At 48.8% G+C, this 13743-nt stretch carries 15 protein-coding genes, 1 pseudogene and 1 riboswitch; of the genes and pseudogenes, 8 read left to right on the forward strand and 8 right to left on the reverse strand.

All coding sequences use genetic code 11. From position 1 onward, the window contains the following. Positions 1-27: 27 nt before the first annotated feature. The 3 genes from L0M14_RS07225 to L0M14_RS07235 all read right to left on the reverse strand — a co-directional run bounded on the left by L0M14_RS07225 (position 28) and on the right by L0M14_RS07235 (position 2052). Positions 28-372, reverse strand: a complete 345-nt coding sequence (locus L0M14_RS07225) for a DUF805 domain-containing protein (protein ID WP_235121502.1) — start codon at positions 370-372, stop codon at positions 28-30. Between the two features lie 97 nt (positions 373-469). Beyond that, a complete protein-coding gene (locus tag L0M14_RS07230; RefSeq protein ID WP_235121503.1) occupies positions 470-1360 on the reverse strand; it encodes a DUF2334 domain-containing protein in 891 nt (296 codons plus the stop codon). A gap of 95 nt (positions 1361-1455) precedes the next feature. Then, entirely contained in the window at positions 1456-2052 is a 597-nt protein-coding gene (locus L0M14_RS07235; RefSeq protein WP_235121504.1) for a P-loop nucleotide/nucleoside kinase family protein, read from the reverse strand. 143 nt (positions 2053-2195) lie between these two features. Here L0M14_RS07235 and L0M14_RS07240 point away from each other — a divergent pair, with 143 nt between their 5' ends. Beyond that, a complete protein-coding gene (locus tag L0M14_RS07240) occupies positions 2196-2489 on the forward strand; it encodes a Dabb family protein (RefSeq protein ID WP_235121505.1) in 294 nt (97 codons plus the stop codon). Positions 2490-2584: 95 nt separating this feature from the next. On the opposite strand, the gene L0M14_RS07245 is transcribed toward L0M14_RS07240, so the two are convergent. Together L0M14_RS07245 and L0M14_RS07250 are read right to left on the reverse strand one after the other, a co-directional pair. After that, complete coding sequence (locus tag L0M14_RS07245) at positions 2585-3154, reverse strand: hydrolase (RefSeq protein WP_235121506.1); 570 nt, start codon at positions 3152-3154, stop codon at positions 2585-2587. A gap of 257 nt (positions 3155-3411) precedes the next feature. Continuing rightward, positions 3412-3549: a hypothetical protein gene (locus L0M14_RS07250; protein WP_235121507.1), complete on the reverse strand. Its 138-nt coding sequence runs from the start codon at positions 3547-3549 to the stop codon at positions 3412-3414. 265 nt (positions 3550-3814) lie between these two features. Here L0M14_RS07250 and L0M14_RS07255 point away from each other — a divergent pair, with 265 nt between their 5' ends. From L0M14_RS07255 to L0M14_RS07275, 5 genes and pseudogenes are all read left to right on the forward strand, one after another. Next, positions 3815-5143 (forward strand): cytochrome ubiquinol oxidase subunit I, encoded by a 1329-nt coding sequence (locus tag L0M14_RS07255; RefSeq protein WP_235121508.1) that lies wholly within the window; start codon positions 3815-3817, stop codon positions 5141-5143. 6 nt (positions 5144-5149) lie between these two features. After that, positions 5150-6180: pseudogene (locus tag L0M14_RS07260) on the forward strand (cytochrome d ubiquinol oxidase subunit II). 112 nt (positions 6181-6292) lie between these two features. Next, entirely contained in the window at positions 6293-6748 is a 456-nt protein-coding gene (locus tag L0M14_RS07265; RefSeq protein ID WP_235121509.1) for a cation transporter, read from the forward strand. Beyond that, positions 6661-8502, forward strand: coding sequence for a copper-translocating P-type ATPase (locus L0M14_RS07270; protein ID WP_235121510.1), 1842 nt, complete (start codon positions 6661-6663; stop codon positions 8500-8502). Before L0M14_RS07265 ends, L0M14_RS07270 begins: the two co-directional genes overlap by 88 nt. Before the next feature lie 41 nt (positions 8503-8543). After that, a complete protein-coding gene (locus L0M14_RS07275) occupies positions 8544-9215 on the forward strand; it encodes a sulfite exporter TauE/SafE family protein (RefSeq protein WP_235121511.1) in 672 nt (223 codons plus the stop codon). A gap of 3 nt (positions 9216-9218) precedes the next feature. Here L0M14_RS07275 and L0M14_RS07280 read toward each other — a convergent pair whose 3' ends face one another. The 3 genes from L0M14_RS07280 to L0M14_RS07290 all read right to left on the reverse strand — a co-directional run bounded on the left by L0M14_RS07280 (position 9219) and on the right by L0M14_RS07290 (position 11395). Continuing rightward, positions 9219-9653: a FixH family protein gene (locus L0M14_RS07280; RefSeq protein WP_235121512.1), complete on the reverse strand. Its 435-nt coding sequence runs from the start codon at positions 9651-9653 to the stop codon at positions 9219-9221. Between the two features lie 170 nt (positions 9654-9823). After that, a complete protein-coding gene (locus L0M14_RS07285) occupies positions 9824-10471 on the reverse strand; it encodes a CAP domain-containing protein (RefSeq protein ID WP_235121513.1) in 648 nt (215 codons plus the stop codon). Between the two features lie 6 nt (positions 10472-10477). Continuing rightward, positions 10478-10616: riboswitch (cyclic di-AMP (ydaO/yuaA leader) on the reverse strand. A gap of 491 nt (positions 10617-11107) precedes the next feature. Continuing rightward, positions 11108-11395: a hypothetical protein gene (locus tag L0M14_RS07290; RefSeq protein ID WP_235121514.1), complete on the reverse strand. Its 288-nt coding sequence runs from the start codon at positions 11393-11395 to the stop codon at positions 11108-11110. A gap of 178 nt (positions 11396-11573) precedes the next feature. Here L0M14_RS07290 and L0M14_RS07295 point away from each other — a divergent pair, with 178 nt between their 5' ends. Both L0M14_RS07295 and L0M14_RS07300 read left to right on the forward strand, forming a co-directional pair. After that, entirely contained in the window at positions 11574-11879 is a 306-nt protein-coding gene (locus tag L0M14_RS07295; RefSeq protein ID WP_235121515.1) for a hypothetical protein, read from the forward strand. 175 nt (positions 11880-12054) lie between these two features. Next, positions 12055-13725 (forward strand): ribonuclease J, encoded by a 1671-nt coding sequence (locus L0M14_RS07300; RefSeq protein WP_235121516.1) that lies wholly within the window; start codon positions 12055-12057, stop codon positions 13723-13725. Positions 13726-13743: the final 18 nt, after the last annotated feature.

Consider the following 13743-nt stretch of genomic DNA (forward strand, 5'->3'; position numbering starts at 1 on the left):
AAATGGTATCGGGTCCCTCGTTTTATCTTACAGCTTCGGGTTTGGGCCGTATTGATTATCCCCAGGCTCGCTATCCATGCAGTCAAACACGATCAGAATGATGGCTCCGATCACTGGGATCAAGCCGATCAAGATCCACCAGCCGGTTTTTCCAATATCATGAAGACGGCGAACGCTTACGGCAAGTGACGGGAGCAGAACAGCAAGTGAATACAATCCGCTGAATACAGATTTTAGTCCTAAGATTGAATCCAAAATTGTCAAGATGATGGATGCAATCAAATTAAAGAGGACGAACATCCAATATTCCTTGCGTCTAGCTCTTCCTTGAAAACCTACATAATTCTTAAGAACCTTTACATACCATTCCATAGACATTCCCCCAATAAGTAGATTTTTTCCTGCATACAGTCTTATATGGGTAACGAATGGATAACATGTTAACTTTTTTAAATAAGAGCGAAAGAGTTTATGTAAATACTTGGGGTACAAGGGAGACGTTAAGACGCATCACATCCTTGACGGTCACAAACTGCCTCTGCATATCGAGAAGCTGCTGTATGATCCTTTTGAGCGGGGTATTATCCTTATAAGCAGGAGGAGCGTCTTGTTGAAGCTGAATGTAATCGAATTCCAGATAGGGATGATAGAAGAAGGATGCTAGATCTTGTTCACCATAGCTTGCGGCTTCGCTGATCATTTTCTGGATGTCTTGATCGATTGAATCACCTCCTATATAGCCGAGCGGTGTCGGCACATAGTAAGTTTTGCCAATCAGGGATTGGGAGCTGCGCCAGCTGAGCTGACGGCTGCTCGGTTGATCCGGATTGGTTTCATACATCAGACAGGAGCAGGCCTCCAGAATCTTGCGCTGGGTATCGGATGCCGTATAATGCGGAGTTTCAAACCATTCGGGTTGTATACCGGAGGCTTGGAACTCCTTGCTCGCTAATTGGTACCGGTTATACGCGTATGTCCTCTCTATCGTCGCCCATGAGGATAACGCTTCTGCCGGGTCGTCCTGCGGGCAATCCTGTTGACAGCCTGGATAGTAGAATTCATAGCCCACCCCGCTGATCGCATTGCCATATTGATGCGTGTAACCATGGATGCCGAGTGAAGCACCGCGTTTTTGCAGGTCAATGAGCATCTGGCGAAATCGCACCGAAATGGGATCCGTACCAGCCATAGAGCAGTCATAGTGCCGCTCAGGATTGATAAACCGGGGGATCACCGCGGCGTGAAACGGGACCTTCATGGCAGACAAATAATCAGCTACGGCCAGCAGCTTGGCTTGATCATCAGCCGACTCATAGGAGCCTCCGGGGCCGATGTCTTCCAACCTGATTAACGCGTACATAACATTCCTCCTCACAGGAACCATTATATGCAGCCGCGAAGTGTGAAATGTTTGTTACAAATAGAACCTGCGAAGGAGAGCAGGAAAGATATTTTTCAGCAGTGGTTTAAGTAAATCATACGTTCTAGTTCTTGCAGTTTCGCCTCAGACAGCGGACCGGAATTATCAAATTCCAACACGGAGGAATCGGATAGCCCAGTCCATGCGATTTCACGTCGTTTCAAGGATGTTCGGAATTGCTCCCAATTGGCTAGCTTCCAATGATCCAGCACGGAAGCACGGTGCTCAATTCGACGGCGGTACATGTCTTCGTCTGAAAGGACTACCCATACGACCTTTACATCTACGCTCTGGATGGAGGCTCCAATTCTCGCAAGCTCGTTATGTAACCACAGGGGATCGTCCGTTTCCTTGGTAAAAGGGCCGACAACAAAGGCGTCATTGCCCAGTTCCATATTTTCAAGCGCGGCATCCATCGTGATGCGGTAGCCCAGATCTCTGCAGCGGGTTTTATACACGGCGGAATCACGGTCGTTCGGATCTAGCCCGGACAACGTCATGATCGCCTCAGCCGCAGGTCTAAGCAGGGTGTCCATATCGAAAAAAGGTGCACGGCGCAGCTTGGCGAGTGCTTTGGCGATGGTTGTTTTCCCTGCACCTGCAGCTCCTAGAAAAAATACAAGTTTAGGCATCTCAAGTCCTCCGATCGGTTATTAAACTCATTCAGAAGCATACCGGATAGGAATGGAAATGAAAAGTATCATCAACCTTTTTGAAGCTGAAGTATGATAGAATGGTAGGGATTCGGAAATTATCCATGAAAAGAGGCTGCAGCATGATTGACCATATTGTATTAGTGAAGTTCGGAGAGACTACGACACAGGAACAAATGCAGGAGGTTGCCGATAGATTCAAAGCTTTAAAGCCGCACCTGACAGGCATTGTAGACATTCAGGCTGGTCTGAATTTCTCTGAAAAAAATAAAGGGTACCAGGTTGTGTTATCCGTGCGCTTTGAAGATCGAGCAGCTTTAGAGGCTTATGGTCCTAATCCGGAACATCAGGCAGTAGCTGCCTATATCCGTGAGGTAGGTAGAGAAGACAGCTTGATTGTGGATATCGAAATCTAACTGGGATCATAAAGTGATCATAGCAGCAACGTATAGCAAAAGCCGGTGGCATCGTTACAAGATGCCCCGGCTTTTTGTCATGGTTAGGAGTATTGCTATTGGTTCATGCATGCTAGGATCTGCTCGGTTGTGCGGATTCGCCCCAGACGCGGGAAGATGACATCGCGAACATGCTCATGCTCACGTGCTGTAAAGCCCGTCATTGCATCGATGGCGAAGATAACTTTATAACCGTGATGGAAGGCCTCTCTAGCAGTCGTGTCAACGCCGATACCAGAGGCAATGCCGCACAGTACGATGGTATCAATGCCGCGGCGGCGAAGCTGCAAATCCAAGTCGGTGCCGTAGAAGGCACCCCATTGCCTCTTGGTCACGACATGATCGGTGTCCATGACGCCGATTTCCGGTACAATTTGGTCCCAGTTTTCCACGAGGTTCATGGGCGGGAGAGGTTGATCCAGTAATGGTTTGGGCATATCCTTCACATCCTTGGTGGACACTCGTACCAGAGCGACAAACGAGCCTTTCTCCCGAAAAGCTTGTACCATGGCAGCGGCTTGACTTACAACCTGTTCGGCGGTATGGGGGGCATAGTTACTGCCAATCCACCGTTGAAGATCAATAACGACGATGGCTGTTTTTTGCGGATCGAATAAAGCTTCCATAGATAACACTCCTTGTCTGTTTCCTGCTATTCACTTTCACATCAGCAAGCATACAGGAGAAAATAAACAGCAGACAGAGGAGCAGTTATCAGGGGAGTCATACTCCTAGTCTATCCCTTGAATATTCATCATCTGATGGTGCTGCATTTAGCGGCATGGGTATCTGAGGCTGCGCGCACGACTGACAAAAAGCCTAGCATTTTACCCAATAGGGCTGCTAGGCTTTTTCCGCAAAATATGTGTACTTGTAGGAAATCTTAAGTAAATACATAACGAATTAGCTTTGCCGTTTTTTTACCGCCAGGGATGCGGATAAGCAATACGGGTCTACGGGTCCGGCTGGGCTTCTGCGGACGAATCATGAATTGTCCAAGCGTCATTGATTCTTTCACCATGTTGATCACCTCGGGGCTGTTGATCTTTAATTCTATGCAGGGTCGGTACGCTCTTATGACAAAAATCAGAAGAAAAATGGCAGTAGGCACAAATTGTTTCACGAACAACAAGATTTAAGTCGCAGATTCAACAAAATGCTTCACAATTATGACAAAGAGATGAAATCGGACAACAAAATATGCAGCAAAATGCTGAACGGCGCATAACTTTATCCATTTTTTCACAAAGTACGAGGGATCAATTTTTGGAAAAAGGTGACTCTGAATGGATACAGTCATGATGGCACGTTCGTTGTTCGGTTCTTCGATGGCGTTTCATATTATTTTTGCCACGCTGGGAGTGGGGATTCCTCTTCTCATTGTACTAGCCGAGCTTCTATTTCAATTCAGCAAGGATCCCGATTTTGCGATTATGGCCAAACGGTGGACGCGAGGATTTGCCATTCTGCTAGGTGTAGCGATTCCTTCCGGTACGATCGTGGGTGTCATGCTGGCGCTGCTGTGGCCGGGATTTATGGAATACGTGGGTCAGGTTATCGCGCTTCCTTTCCAGGTGGAAATTTGGGCATTTTTCCTGGAAGCTCTGTTCATGTCCATTTATGTATACGCAGCGGACAGGCTTCACCCTTGGATGCGGATCGTGAGTGTAATCTTCGTCGCGATCGGCGCATCTGCTTCGGCTGTACTGATTACGAACGTACACGCCTGGATGAATACGCCTCGGGGCTTTAACCTGGTAAATGGGCAAATTACGGATGTCGATCCTTGGGCGGCGGTGATGAATCCAAGCTTCTTTATCACCTCGCTTCATGTGCTGAGTTCAGCTTACATGACAGGGGCATTCGCCGTTGCTTCGGTTGGCGCGTTCAAGCTGCTTAGCAAGAGGAAGTCAGACCAAGAGCGCAGTTATCATGGCAAAAGTCTGTTTCTGTCCCTTCTGGTGGGAGGGATCATGTCCCTTATAACTGCCATTGGGGGACATGAAACGGCTCAGATGCTCCATCATCATCAACCGGAAAAGCTCGCTGCAGCCGAAGGTCTGTTCGAAACGCGTACCTACGCGCCTCTGGCGATCGGCGGCAACGTAGACGAAGAAACCCAAAGTGTGCGGGGAGGTATCGAAATTCCATGGGCGCTAAGCTTTCTTGCGACGAATCACTTTGACGGTGTCGTGCGCGGATTGAACGAATTCCCGAGAGACGAGTGGCCGCCGCTTTACATTCACACTTTATTTAATGCCATGGTCGGCATCGGATCGCTGCTCATCGTATTGTCCTTCGGTCCTCTTGCTTATAGGCTGCTTCTTAAGCGCAAGTATCCGCGCTGGCTGCTTTGGGTATTGGTGACATCGGGACCGCTCTCCATGATCGGCATCGAAACGGGTTGGATTTTCAGCTGTACCGGGAGACAGCCGTGGACGATTTATCATGTTCAACGAACGGCTGAAGCCGCGACCAAAGCGGAAGGACTGGGCATGCTGTTCGTGTTGTTTCTTTCGATTTATGCGATGCTGCTGGTCATCACCTCCGTGGTCATGTGGGTCTATTTTAAGCGGCATCCTGTAGTTCCGGAGCTGCTCAGAGAAGGAGCGTGAGCGGTAATGAGTGATGTAACGCTGGCGATTACGATATTGTGGGTATTCATTTTCGTTTACTCGATTCTTGGTTCTATCGATTTTGGCTCGGGCTATTGGGCTCTCGTTTTTGGCAGGGGTTCCCATACGAAAGCAGGCGATATCGCGAACCGCTTCTTGTCGCCTACGTGGAAAGTAACGAATGTCTTTTTGGTACTTATGGTTGTTGCGCTGGTCGGATTTTTTCCGAAAGCGACATTTACGCTCGGGACGCTGCTTGTGCTGCCCGTGTGCTTAGCGCTCGTCCTGCTTACCATCCGCAGTACATTCATGGTGTACGCTTACTCCATTCGCCGACTGAGCAGAGTGCTGAGCATTGTCTCAGGCGTGACAGGGCTTCTAATTCCTGCATTACTGGTCAGTGTGCTCCCGATTACACTCGGCGGCTTCATCACGATGGTCGATGGAACGCCGCGCTTGAGTTTGCCAGATTGCTCGAATCGCCGACTGAATATGCGCATCTCGGCTTCGGCTTGGCGACGGAATTGTTTCTCTCCGCTTTATTCTTGGCCGATTATGCGAGGGAGTCGCAGGATGAGGAGACTTACCGCGTCTATCGGCGGATGGCGATTCTGCTGGGACCGCTAACGCTGATCATGGCTGTACTGACTACAGTTGCGATGACACCGGAAGCAAGATGGATTGTCGAAGACTTTCAAAAGCAATGGCTGTGGTTCGTACTGTCGGCGGTTGCTTTCATTATCGGGTATTTTGCCTTATGGTGGCCGGGCAAGGAGGGGAAGCATGGATATCCTCGAGTAGCCATGGTGGCCGTAATTACTCAGTATGCTCTAGCCAGCTACGCCTACGGCGCTTCGCATTTGCCGTACATCCTGTACCCGATTCTGACGGTAGATCAAGGGTTTACGAATCATGCGATGTTCCGTTCTCTGTTGATTGGGTACGTGATTAGCACAGCGGTGCTGGTTCCGGTATTTATTTGGTTCTGGAAGCTGTTCCTGAAAGATAAAAGGTATTTAAATCCGAAGTCGGAGTAGTAGACCCAGGGGGAATTCCCTCTCGGGTCTTATTTCATTTCATGGCATGTTCCGCCTGCTTTCTCCATATAGCTGTAAGTAGGAATTGCTTTTGATGCGGGAGGCGGACAAGGTGAACAATGAGTCGACGCTGCAGCAAGTCCATTTGCATATAGAAGGCATGACATGCGCAGCTTGTTCGGCGCGTATCGAGAAAGCTGTAGGCAAAATGGACGGGGTCAGGCAAATATCGGTGAATCTAACGATGGGCCGCGCGGCTCTGCTTATCCATCCAGGTGATACAACAAGCGAACATATCGTACAGCGTATTGAACAATTGGGCTATACCGCGAAGCCTCTGGATCAAGGGGAGAAGAAGCAAAGCGGCATAACCGCCTTAGGTGTCAAGCTTGCTCTATCCGCGCTGCTAACTGTACCGCTTCTATGGGCGATGGTTCGCCATTATGAATTTACCTCGGGGATTTGGATTCCTGAGCTTTTTTGCAGCCGTGGTTTCAGTGGCTATTGGCGACGCCGGTACAGTTTGTCATCGGCTCTTCCTTCTATTTTCAGGCCTATCAAGCGTTAAAAAGCCGCAGTGCCAACATGGATGTTCTGGTTGCGCTCAGTACGACATGCGCTTATCTGTACAGTCATTACATGACGATGATGGCTTTAAAAAGCGGAGATGCCAACCCGCATGCCGTATATTTTGAAACCAGCTCGATGATTATCACGGTCGTTCTGTTAGGCAAATGGCTTGAAGCCTCAGCGAAGCAGCGGAGCATGAAGGCACTCGGGCAGCTGCGCCAGCTTTATACGGATACAGCACTCCTTGTTCGTGACGGGAAGCACCAGACCGTTCCAATCGAGCAGGTGGATATCGGAGACACGCTTCTCATTGTACCCGGTGCCGTAGTCCCTGTAGATGGACAAGTGCTGGAAGGCCGATCGGCCGTTGACGAATCATTCGTTACGGGGGAATCTGTGCCTGCAGAAAAAGGAAAGCTGGACCCTCTTATCGGAGGATCCACGAATGTAGACGCTGCGCTGATGATGAAAGTAACGGCAGTGGGCCGGCATACAGCCCTGGCCAAGATGATTGCCATGATGGAAGAAGCTCAAAGCTCTAAGGCCGATATCCAGCGTTATGTCGATGTCATCGCGGGTCTTTTTGTACCGGCGGTTTTGTTCTTGGCATTGCTTACGTTCAGTGTCTGGTCGTTTTGGTTAATGCCGGGCGACTATGAGAGCGCTTTGTTTAAATCGATGGCTGTGTTGGTGATCGCGTGCCCCTGCGCGCTCGGTCTGGCAACACCAACCTCCATCCTGGTAGGAACGGGTAGAGCTATCAGTGCAGGCATCTTGTTCAAGGAAGGCAAGCATGTGGAGCAGCTAGGACAGGTGGATGTCGTACTTCTGGATAAGACAGGAACACTTACGAACGGTCTGCCCCGTGTAACGGATATTGTGACTGAGTCGGGTCAAGAGCAGCGTCTGATTCGCCTGATCGCCGCAGCTGAGAGAGGGTCCGAGCATCCTTTTGCCAAAGCGATCGTCAAAGAAGCAGTCAGACGAGGCCTTCACGTGAAGGAGGCGGATTCGTTTCAGACAGTGGTAGGCGCGGGTGTCGTGGCTAAAGTGGATCAGCATGACATCGTTGTAGGCTCGAAATCGTTCATGAAAAAGCACGGTATCGTTATCGGAGCTCATGCTAGACTGGCAGACCGATTCCAAGCGGAAGGAAAAACCGTTCTTCATGCTTCGATAGACGGTGTGCATGCGGGGGTCATTGCTATTGCCGACACGTTGAAAACCTCATCGCCGCAGGCGATCAGAAGGCTGAAGAAGCTTCGTACCAAGGTTATCATGGTGACAGGCGATCAGAGGACGACGGCGGAAGCCATCGCTGCAAAGGCCGGTATCACTAGGGTTTATGCAGAGATGATGCCGCAGGATAAAGTACAGCTAATTCATTCCTTTCAACGAAAAGGCAGCAGTGTTGCTATGGTTGGAGACGGGATGAACGATGCGCCTGCGCTTGCCGCTGCCGACATAGGAATCGCTGTCGGAACGGGAACCGATATTGCAAAGGAAGCCGCGGATGTCAATCTGCTGCACAGTGATCTTGGCGGCGTGGCTGACGCGATCGTCATCAGTCGAAAGACGATGCGCAACATCAGGCAAAATCTTGCATTTGCCTTGCTCTATAATGTGCTTGCCATTCCGCTTGCGTTCATGGGCTGGATGGCGCCTTGGATTGCAGGAACGGCTATGGCGCTTAGCTCCGTCTCTGTTGTTGCGAATGCGTTAAGACTTCAGAGAGCTTCGTGGCGAAATTGAAAAGACGGTGATCACCATTTGCTAGGAGGGATTGTGTGAGCATGAGTTTCTGGCTCGTGGCCGCCACCGGCCTGATGGGGGCGCCTCACTGCATCGGGATGTGCGGGGGAACGATGTCTTCCTTGACGATGGAAGCTCGCAGCAGTGCGATGGTCACGATTCTCGCGTATAACAGCGGGAGAGTTGCAACGTATACGCTGCTCGGGGTTGTCATGGGGGGAGCGGGCTCATTTGTCGATGTCGCGGGTGAATTGGCTGGTCTGCAGGGGCTGGCCAGCTTGCTGGGAGGCATCTTTATTTTGCTGTGGACCTACCGTAAATATACGATTCCGATAGCGGAGTGGGGACCGCATCGTATACCTGGGATCAGATCGCAGCTCATCAAGCTAAAGGCAAGCCCCAGCTTCTGGGCTACATTTGTTACGGGAATCCTTATGGGCTTCATACCTTGCGGCCTAACGTACGCGATGGAAATCAATGCAGTAGCGAGCGCAAGCTATCTGAATGGGGGGCTGATCATGCTGGTATTCGGCTTGTCCACCCTACCGGCATTAGCGCTGACAGGGGCGCTCGCCGGTATGATGAAGCACAAGCTCCGCAGCCGAATTACCTATCTCGGGCAGCTTATGGCTTCCGTGATCGGTATTCTGGCTATTCTAAGAGGACTCGCGGCAAACGGATGGATTCCATCCGTTCACCCCTGGCTGTGGTAAATGTCAACGGGCAGCTTTGAACGGGTGTGTGACGTGCAGTGTCTGACCATTCAGCTCGATGTCGACGAGTGCTTCCCAGTCGCCTTCCATGAGAGGGACAGCGTTACCCTGGTAAGCTCCGGGTTCTGTTTGGCTGGCCGTCCCCTCGAATGTGCCGCAAAACATATGCGGCATTTTTAATAGAAAATGAATCGTTGCGTGGGATACGGGATTACCCTGTACATCGGAGATGTGTACCTGGAGCTCGTTATTCTTAAGGATTTGAGCCGGAGCTCGACCAAGCGAAACCTCAATGGAATAGCCGGCCTGCTCGACGGCCGTTATCTCGTTACCGGCCGCGCTGCTTGTTTCGGACTGATCGATGATCAAGTACACAGCCATGAAGATCAGGCCGACGATACACATGATCGCGAACGGGCTTTTTTTCAATATGCTCATCCGTATTCCTCCTCCAGCTGGAGTCATTACATCTGTAATGAATGTATGCAGGAACATAGGCGGATCATGAATACGACCTCTCCGAAAGCTGCGAGGCTGTTCAAGCACCTTTATTTAAAAGTTAAAAAGCAGCCGAATAGCCGGCTGCTTTGCATGGTTGTAGGCTATATTTAGTTTGCGATAAATTCCTGTACCCATTCGCCATTGTAATAGGCTGCACCGATTTTCGTATAGTTCGGACTTAATATATTTTGTCGATGTCCCGCACTGTTCATCCAAGCAGTCATAACGTCCTGCGGAGTCTTTTGACCCATGGCGATATTCTCTCCCGCATACGTGTAACGAATACCGTAAGAGGTCATCATATCGAAAGGTGAACCGTACGTCGGCGATGTATGATCAAAATAATGGTTATTGTACATGTCCTTTGCTTTATCAAGTGCCATTGCCGCAAGTGCAGTATCGCTCGTTAAAGGCTTCAGTCCTGCTTTTGCTCTTTCCTGATTGACAAGTGTAACAACTTGGCTTGCAAAGGCGGATGTGGCAGTCGAAGCTGCCGGAGTGCTAGGTGCTGTCTGCGGCGCAGTGGTTACAGCCTTCTGAGGAAGATTCAGCACCATGCCCTTCCAGATGTTATTTGGATTCTTAACTTGTGGATTGACTTGAATGAGTGAAGTCAAGCTAATTCCTTGACTCTTCGAAATCAGATACATGGTATCATGATCGGTCACTGTGTAAGTGGCCGCGGAAGCCGCGCCAGCACCAATAATCGTCCCAACTGCAAGAATACCGCTTAATAGGGATTTTTTAAAACGCATGGATCAACATCCTCTCTTTATTGGCCTGCGAGGTTAGCTGTCGGGTTCGGGTCAAAGAGCAATCACCCGGCCGGATAACCGGCTTTACCCCAGAAGAATGGTTCCCCCGCGCTTCTTCATTCAGAAGCTTTGGCCTGTATTGGTCTTTCGAGAGGCAATCTTAACATGGCGAACGCGGTAAAGACATCAAATAAAATTTTCCATATGAAAATAAATGTATAAATTTTTTGTAAAGTGAGCATTCTATATTTGTCGGCAAGCAGAGAGGTGTGGTTCCGTTGGAGGCTTTCAGCGAAATACAACCGTTGCATAGAGGACTTTCATACCTGTTATAGCAGGCTGGAGGGGATGTGCTAAAGACACGTACCGTGTTTTACACGCAGATTTACCAAAGGTAAACGAGTAACTGGTTATGTAAAGATACTAATGTGCCGACAAGATAAGGGTCCCAGCCGGGATCCTTTTCTTTCGTTAATAAGCAACCTTAACAAACGCGCTCGCCCTTTTAGGACGACGAAGTCGTTTATCCTTGCCTTCATCCAGAAGATGTAAACAAATAGAACTCTGTCTGCATCAGACCAGAGTTCTTTATCATTTCTTTGTTTAACGTAAATGTTTAGATTGTAGGATAAGCGCTTACAGTTTGCTCTTGATGTCTTTGAGATAGTGTACGATAACCCCAACGCCTCCAACATAGTAAGCGATGAGAAGAAGCCATCCTGTAGGATCGAGAGACATCATGCCAGCCAGCATGTACAATGGGAAAACATAGTACAGCAGGTCTCGCAAGAAACCAAGCACTGGCCCATCAGGCAATTCGCTTGCTTTTACTGAGCGATATAGACCCAGTAAGAACTTGATGCCCATAAGCCCGAGTACCACCCACATCGTGTAAAGCATCCAACCAGTAAGTGTAACTAACATAGAAATCACCTCCTTCCAAGGGGAAGGTTTATGACTCCTTATATCATATGAACAAGCTCGTGCATCGGTGTTGGGCTCTTTCACCATTTCCTTCCAAGATTGAAATAGAATCTTGATTCAATATTTGAGAATACTAGGAGAGAATACCGATAGTTTGGAATAGGAAGGGGAGTATTCAATGAGTGAACAACAATCTTTGGAGCCACATGACCTAGCGGAACAACTGTCGAATGAAACCAATACCCCTTCGACAAGCGCAATGGAAAACAACGACAATGACCTTCACTTGAAGGCTGACAAATCGGCATTTGGAGAAACATCTGCAGACAGCCCCATGGAATTGGAACCGGGATCGGATTCGGAACTGGAAAATGCGGAGGAACCGGCTTGGTTTGATTCGGTCCGCGGAGCTGCAATGATTGCCCGGGATTCGTTCCCGGATCAAATTGATTACTATGAGCCGGATTTGGATGAAACCATCTAGACGTCTGAGTAAACAAGAAGCCTCCTGAACATCTTTCAAGAGGCTTCTTTGGCATGTAGGATTATGAGTTTCATAAATCCGTGCTTAGCGCTAAGAAATGACTTCATAAATTTCCTTATAAATAACTGCATAAACGCTCAAAATAATTGAAAATCGTCAGCTGGGAGGCTTTTTCATGAGTGGCTCAAAGAAACTGTCGAAGAAACTGTCTATCATAGGACTTGGCGGTATTAATGAAATTGGGAAAAATATGTATGTCATTCAATATGCAGATGATATCGTCATTGTCGACTGCGGTTCCAAATTTCCTGATGAAAGTTTATTAGGCATCGATCTTATTGTCCCGGATATTTCGTATTTGCTTGAACATAGAAATAAAGTCAGAGGGATGATTGTTACACATGGGCATGAAGACCACATTGGCGGTATTCCTTATATTTTAAAACAATTGAACATGCCTATTTATGGTACTAGACTGACGCTGGGCTTAATCGCGGCCAAGATGAAAGAAGCGGGAGTATCGGCTCAGATGAGTTTAATCGACGGCGACAGTGACTTGAGACTCGGAGCTGTACGGGCGACCTTTTTCAAAACCAACCACAGTATACCGGACTGCCTAGGCGTCGTATTTCATACTCCGGAAGGTACTGTTGTGCATACGGGGGATTTTAAATTCGATCTCAGTCCAGTCAATAAGCAGTATCCGGATTTGCATAAAATGGCCGAGATCGGCAAGAATGGTGTTCTTGCCCTGCTTTCAGAAAGCACCAATGCTGAACGCCCGGGCTTTACACCGTCAGAGCGGGTAGTTGGTGAGCATATTGCAGAAGCATTTCGCAAAGCGCAAAATAAAATTTTCATTTCAACCTTCGCGTCCAATGTGAACCGGCTTCAGCAGATTGTTGATGCAGCGGAGATGACGAACCGTAAGTTAGTGCTGCTAGGCAGAAGCATGATTAACGTCATACAAACCGCTACCGAACTTGGTTACATACAAATTCCTCCCGGTATGCTAATTGAGCCTGCTGAGGTGAATCGGTTAACGCCAGAAAGGGTTGCTGTCCTTTGCACAGGAAGTCAAGGAGAGCCTATGGCCGCCTTGTCCCGTTTGTCGAATGGCTCATACCGACAGTTTGGCGTATCACAAGGCGATACGGTGATTCTCTCTGCAACTCCTATTCCAGGTAATGAGCGGAACGTCTCACGGATCGTCGATAACCTGTTTCGTTTAGGTGCCAAGGTGATTTATGGCTCAGGTTCCGCCACAGGCATGCATGTCTCGGGCCATGGCAGCCAAGAGGAGCTAAAGCTGATGCTTTCTCTAATGAAGCCAACGTATTTTATCCCCATTCATGGGGAGTACCGGATGCTCTACCAGCATGGTCTGTTAGCCGAATCGGTAGGTGTTTCCGCAAAGAACATCTATATTTTGAATAATGGAGACGTTCTTGATATTGAAAACGGAGCAGCTGTCCAAAGCCGCAAAGTTACGACGGGTAATACGTTTGTGGACGGCTTTGGCATAGGCGATGTAGGAAGCATTGTGCTGCGGGACAGGAAGCATTTGTCGGAGGATGGTATCTTAGTCGTGGTCATGACACTTAGTGATAATAAAATCCTGTCAGGTCCTGATATCATTTCGCGGGGCTTTGTGTATGTTAGGGAATCCGAGGGATTATTAGACAAAGCCAATGAGTTGGTTACGAACAAAATTAATGATCTTCTGCAAGAAAATGTGAACCAATGGAGCACTCTAAAAATAAACATCAAAGAGGTGCTTGGCCGGTTCTTGTACGAGCAGACAGGCCGAAGACCGGTAATTCTGCCGATCCTGATGGACGTTTGAATGAGGCGGATAGGGAAC

It is taken from the genome of Paenibacillus hexagrammi (assembly GCF_021513275.1).
Taxonomy (GTDB): Bacteria; Bacillota; Bacilli; order Paenibacillales; family NBRC-103111; genus Paenibacillus_E; species Paenibacillus_E hexagrammi.

What these genes read in the sequence shown, in the direction of transcription:
- L0M14_RS07225 (WP_235121502.1), bottom strand. Translation starts at nt 372, where the DNA reads ATGGAATGGTATGTAAAGGTTCTTAAGAATTATGTAGGTTTTCAAGGA.
- L0M14_RS07230 (WP_235121503.1), bottom strand. Translation starts at nt 1,360, where the DNA reads ATGTACGCGTTAATCAGGTTGGAAGACATCGGCCCCGGAGGCTCCTAT.
- L0M14_RS07235 (WP_235121504.1), bottom strand. Translation starts at nt 2,052, where the DNA reads ATGCCTAAACTTGTATTTTTTCTAGGAGCTGCAGGTGCAGGGAAAACA.
- L0M14_RS07240 (WP_235121505.1), top strand. Translation starts at nt 2,196, where the DNA reads ATGATTGACCATATTGTATTAGTGAAGTTCGGAGAGACTACGACACAG.
- L0M14_RS07245 (WP_235121506.1), bottom strand. Translation starts at nt 3,154, where the DNA reads ATGGAAGCTTTATTCGATCCGCAAAAAACAGCCATCGTCGTTATTGAT.
- L0M14_RS07250 (WP_235121507.1), bottom strand. Translation starts at nt 3,549, where the DNA reads ATGGTGAAAGAATCAATGACGCTTGGACAATTCATGATTCGTCCGCAG.
- L0M14_RS07255 (WP_235121508.1), top strand. Translation starts at nt 3,815, where the DNA reads ATGGATACAGTCATGATGGCACGTTCGTTGTTCGGTTCTTCGATGGCG.
- L0M14_RS07275 (WP_235121511.1), top strand. Translation starts at nt 8,544, where the DNA reads ATGAGTTTCTGGCTCGTGGCCGCCACCGGCCTGATGGGGGCGCCTCAC.
- L0M14_RS07280 (WP_235121512.1), bottom strand. Translation starts at nt 9,653, where the DNA reads ATGAGCATATTGAAAAAAAGCCCGTTCGCGATCATGTGTATCGTCGGC.
- L0M14_RS07285 (WP_235121513.1), bottom strand. Translation starts at nt 10,471, where the DNA reads ATGCGTTTTAAAAAATCCCTATTAAGCGGTATTCTTGCAGTTGGGACG.
- L0M14_RS07290 (WP_235121514.1), bottom strand. Translation starts at nt 11,395, where the DNA reads ATGTTAGTTACACTTACTGGTTGGATGCTTTACACGATGTGGGTGGTA.
- L0M14_RS07295 (WP_235121515.1), top strand. Translation starts at nt 11,574, where the DNA reads ATGAGTGAACAACAATCTTTGGAGCCACATGACCTAGCGGAACAACTG.
- L0M14_RS07300 (WP_235121516.1), top strand. Translation starts at nt 12,055, where the DNA reads ATGAGTGGCTCAAAGAAACTGTCGAAGAAACTGTCTATCATAGGACTT.